The following is a 3,623-nucleotide window of genomic DNA, read 5'->3' as shown; positions in this document are numbered from 1 at the left end:
CCACCACCAAAGCCGCACTCCGAGCACTCAAACGACACCTCACCAACACCATCTACCAAGCACTCAAAGCAGACTTGACATAGAAGCTTCTTTCGGGGCATCTGATGTCCCGAAAGTGGCTTTCGCGACACCGAGGCCGGCGTGCGGGCGAGCCACTCACGAGACATGACGCTTACGGACGCGCGGGGCGCTTCGCGGGCTCGCAGCACCCGACCGCGCAAGGCGCTCCGTTGATCGTGCACCCGGCCGACGGGAACGGCGACAGCTTCCGCGCCGGCACCCCTTCCGTGTGTTCCCGGACCAGTTCCACGACGAGCTCCGCGAACCGCGGGTCGGTGTCCGGCGTCGCGGCCCGCGCGAAGCCCATGCCGTGTTCCGCGGCCCGCTCGGCGGCCTCGTTGTCGAGGTCCCAGATCACTTCGAGGTGATCGGACACGAAGCCGACCGGGCAGACGACCACCGAGGTGACGCCGTCCGCGTGCAGCGCGTCGATGTGGTCGACGATGTCCGGCTCCAGCCACGGCACCTGCGGCGGGCCGGAGCGCGACTGCCAGACGACGTCATAGGTCTCGATGCCCGCTTCGGCCGCGACGAGACGCGCAGCCTCGGCGATCTGGCGCGAGTAGCGGCGACCGCCTTCCGACGGCGGCCCGGACGCGGTGTCGGCGGACTCGGGCACCGAGTGGGCGCAGAAGACCGTCCGGGTCCCGGGCCGGTCGCCCAGCTCCGCGTGCGCGGCGCGGACGGCGTCGGCGAAGGCCGCGATGAACAGCGGGTGGTCGAAGAACTGGCGCAGCTTCACCAGTTCCGGCGCGCCGTCGCCGACGGCCGCGCGGGCGCGCTCGATGTCCTCGTCGTACTGACGGCAGGCGGAGTAGCCGCCGTACGCGCTCGTGGGGAAGACCAGGACACGCTGAGCGCCCGCCTTGGTGATCTCGGCGAGGGTGTCCTCGACCATCGGCCGCCAGTTGCGGTTGCCGAAGTGGACGGGCAGGTCGATGCCGGCGGCCGCGAGCCGCTTCTCCACCGCGGAGATCGCGTCCCGGTTCAGGCTGTTGATCGGCGAGACCCCGCCGAAGTGCTGGTAATGCTCGGAGACCTCGAGCAGCCGTTCCCGGGGGACTCCCCGACCCCGGGTGACGTTCTCCAGGAACGGCATCACCTCGTCGGGTCCCTCGGGACCACCGAACGAAAGCCAAAGCAGCGCGTCGTAACCCACCCCGTCATCTTGCCGTTGTGGCGGCCCGCACGCTGACCCGGCCCGTTTTGAACCGATCGATCCAAAACCTGGTACGGTCGCTTCCATGGCCAGGCCGAAGGAATTCGACGAGCGCGCGGCGATCGGGCGCGCCATGGACGCGTTCTGGGTCCGCGGCTACGAGGGCACGTCGACACAGGCCCTCTGCGAAGCCACCGGTCTGGGCCGCAGCAGCATCTACAACACCTTCACCAGCAAGCACGAACTGTTCATGCGCGCGCTCGACCACTACGCCGAGCGCGGGATCGTGGCGAGAACGGCCCTGCTGGAGGAATCCGAGACCGGGATCGAGCGGTTCCGGACCCTGTTCTCGTACACGATCGAAGAGGAAGTCGAGCACCACGGCCGAGGCTGCCTCGTGGTCAACACGGTGGCCGAGTTCGGCGACCGCGATCCCGAGATCAAGGCGCGGATCGACGCCGACACCGGACGGCACCTCACCCTTCTCGCGTCCTGCGCCAGAGAAGGACAGCTCGACGGGACGATCGACAGTGCCCGCGAGCCCGGCGACATCGCCGAGTTCGCGCACAGCACCGTCGCCGGCCTCCGGCTCATGTCCCGCCGCGGCGCCGGACGGGCGGCCATGGAGGCCGTCGCCGACATCGCGGTGAACGCGATCGCCGCGAAGTAGACCGAACGAAGCCTCGTACGCGGCGCTGCCCATATTTTGGACTGATCGATACAAAACTGGAGGGAATTCCCGTGCCTTTGGCAGTCTGCGTACTCGGACTGAGCGTGTTCGCGCTCGGCACGTCCGAGTTCATGATCACCGGCCTGCTGCCGGGGATGGCGGCCGATCTGAACGTCGGCATCCCGGAGGCGGGGCTCCTCATCTCGGCCTTCGCGATCGGCATGGTTGTCGGCGCTCCCCTGCTCGCGATCGCGACGCTGCGGGTGCCGAGGCGCGCCACCCTGATGGCCCTGCTCGTCGTCTTCGGGATCTCGCACGTCGTCGGCGCGCTGGGGTCCGGATACGCCCTGCTCTTCGCGACCCGCGTCGTCAGCGCCGTCGCCTGCGCCGGGTTCTGGGCGGTCGCGGCCGCCACCGCCGTCGCGCTGGTCCCGGTCGAACGCCGCGGCCGCGCGCTGGCCATCCTGGTCGGCGGGCTCACCGTCGCGAACATCGCCGGCGTGCCCGCAGGGACCTTCCTCGGCCAGCACGCGGGCTGGCGCGCGGCGTTCTGGGCGGTCACGGCGCTGACCGTCATCGCGCTGATCGGCGTCTTCGCCCTCGTCCCGGAAACCCAGAACGGCGAGGGCAAGACCGACATCGCCACCGAACTGCGGCTCTACCGCGGCGGCCGGTTCTGGCTGGCGCTCGGCGTGATCGCGCTCGCCCAGGCGATGATCTTCGCGACCTTCAGCTACCTCGCGCCCTTGCTGACCGAGATCGCCGGACTGCCCGAAAGCTGGGTGCCGGGGGTGCTGTCGCTGTTCGGGCTCGGCGCGCTCATCGGCATCACCGGCGGCGGGCGGCTCGCCGACGCGCACCCCTTCGCGACTCTCTACGGCGGCCTCGGCCTCGCGCTGCTCGCCCTGGTGCTGCTCGCGCTCTCCGGCCCGGCGACCCCGGTCGCGATCTTCGCCGTGTTCCTGTTCGGCGTCGCCGGGTTCGGGATCAATCCGGCCCTGAACGTCCGCGCCTTCGCCGTGGCGGGCAACGCGCCCACCCTCGTCGGCGCGAGCACGACCGCCGCCTTCAACGTCGGCAACACCGTCGGTCCCTGGCTCGGCGGCGAGTCGATCGACGCCGGTCTCGGCTATCCCAGCGTCGCGTGGGTGAGCGTCGGACTCGGGGCCGCCACCGTGCTCGTCCTCACTCTCGCCGCCGGCGTCCAGCGCACCGACGACACTCGCCTGCTTCACGAACCCGTTACCCAGTAGAGAGAATCATGTCCGACCGAACACAAGCGACACTCACCGAGTTCTTCCGCCGAATGTCCACAGGAGACACCGACAGCGTCATCGAGCTCTTCGCCGACTGCGTCGCGTGGGACATTCCCGGCGCGACCGAACTGGTCCCGTGGATCGGCCCGCGCCGGAACCCGGCGGAGATCCGCGAGTTCTACGACCTGCTCGACAAGGGGCTAGTCAAGGGCCGGTTCGATGTCGAGCGAATCCTCGTCGACGGGCCGCACGCGGTCGCGATCGGCCGCCTGCTTTCGACGATCCGCAGCACCGGCAAGGTCATCGACTCGGCGTTCACCATCGAGTTCGAGGTGAACGACGATGGCCTGATCACCAAGTACCTGCTGCTCGAAGACTCCTGGCACGTCGCGAACGCCGTCCTCCCCTGAAGTACATGAAGGCCCCCTTCCTTGCGCCTGGCGCAAGGAAGGGGGCCTTCATTTTATCTCTGTCTCAG

General features: G+C 69.1%; 4 protein-coding genes. 3 read left to right on the top strand and 1 reads right to left on the bottom strand.

What is annotated here, in order from left to right; translation table 11 throughout:
* Positions 1 to 172: 172 nt before the first annotated feature.
* On the bottom strand, positions 173 to 1,219 hold the full coding sequence (locus AB0N89_RS40970; RefSeq protein ID WP_364217145.1) for a ferrochelatase: 1,047 nt from the start codon (positions 1,217 to 1,219) through the stop codon (positions 173 to 175).
* A gap of 85 nt (positions 1,220 to 1,304) precedes the next feature.
* Between AB0N89_RS40970 and AB0N89_RS40965 the strand changes: the two genes are divergently transcribed.
* The 3 genes from AB0N89_RS40965 (at position 1,305) to AB0N89_RS40955 (ending at position 3,555) form a co-directional block, all read left to right on the top strand.
* Positions 1,305 to 1,889 (top strand): TetR/AcrR family transcriptional regulator, encoded by a 585-nt coding sequence (locus AB0N89_RS40965; protein WP_364217142.1) that lies wholly within the window; start codon positions 1,305 to 1,307, stop codon positions 1,887 to 1,889.
* A 71-nt stretch (positions 1,890 to 1,960) separates the two neighbouring features.
* Complete coding sequence (locus tag AB0N89_RS40960) at positions 1,961 to 3,142, top strand: Cmx/CmrA family chloramphenicol efflux MFS transporter (protein WP_364217139.1); 1,182 nt, start codon at positions 1,961 to 1,963, stop codon at positions 3,140 to 3,142.
* Between the two features lie 8 nt (positions 3,143 to 3,150).
* Entirely contained in the window at positions 3,151 to 3,555 is a 405-nt protein-coding gene (locus tag AB0N89_RS40955) for a nuclear transport factor 2 family protein (protein ID WP_364217136.1), read from the top strand.
* Positions 3,556 to 3,623 lie beyond the last annotated feature (68 nt).

Source organism: Amycolatopsis sp. NPDC089917 (assembly GCF_040684635.1).
In the GTDB taxonomy this organism is placed as follows: domain Bacteria; phylum Actinomycetota; class Actinomycetes; order Mycobacteriales; family Pseudonocardiaceae; genus Amycolatopsis.
Note: the sequence above shows the minus strand (reverse complement) of the source record. Positions and strands in the feature narration are given on the sequence as shown.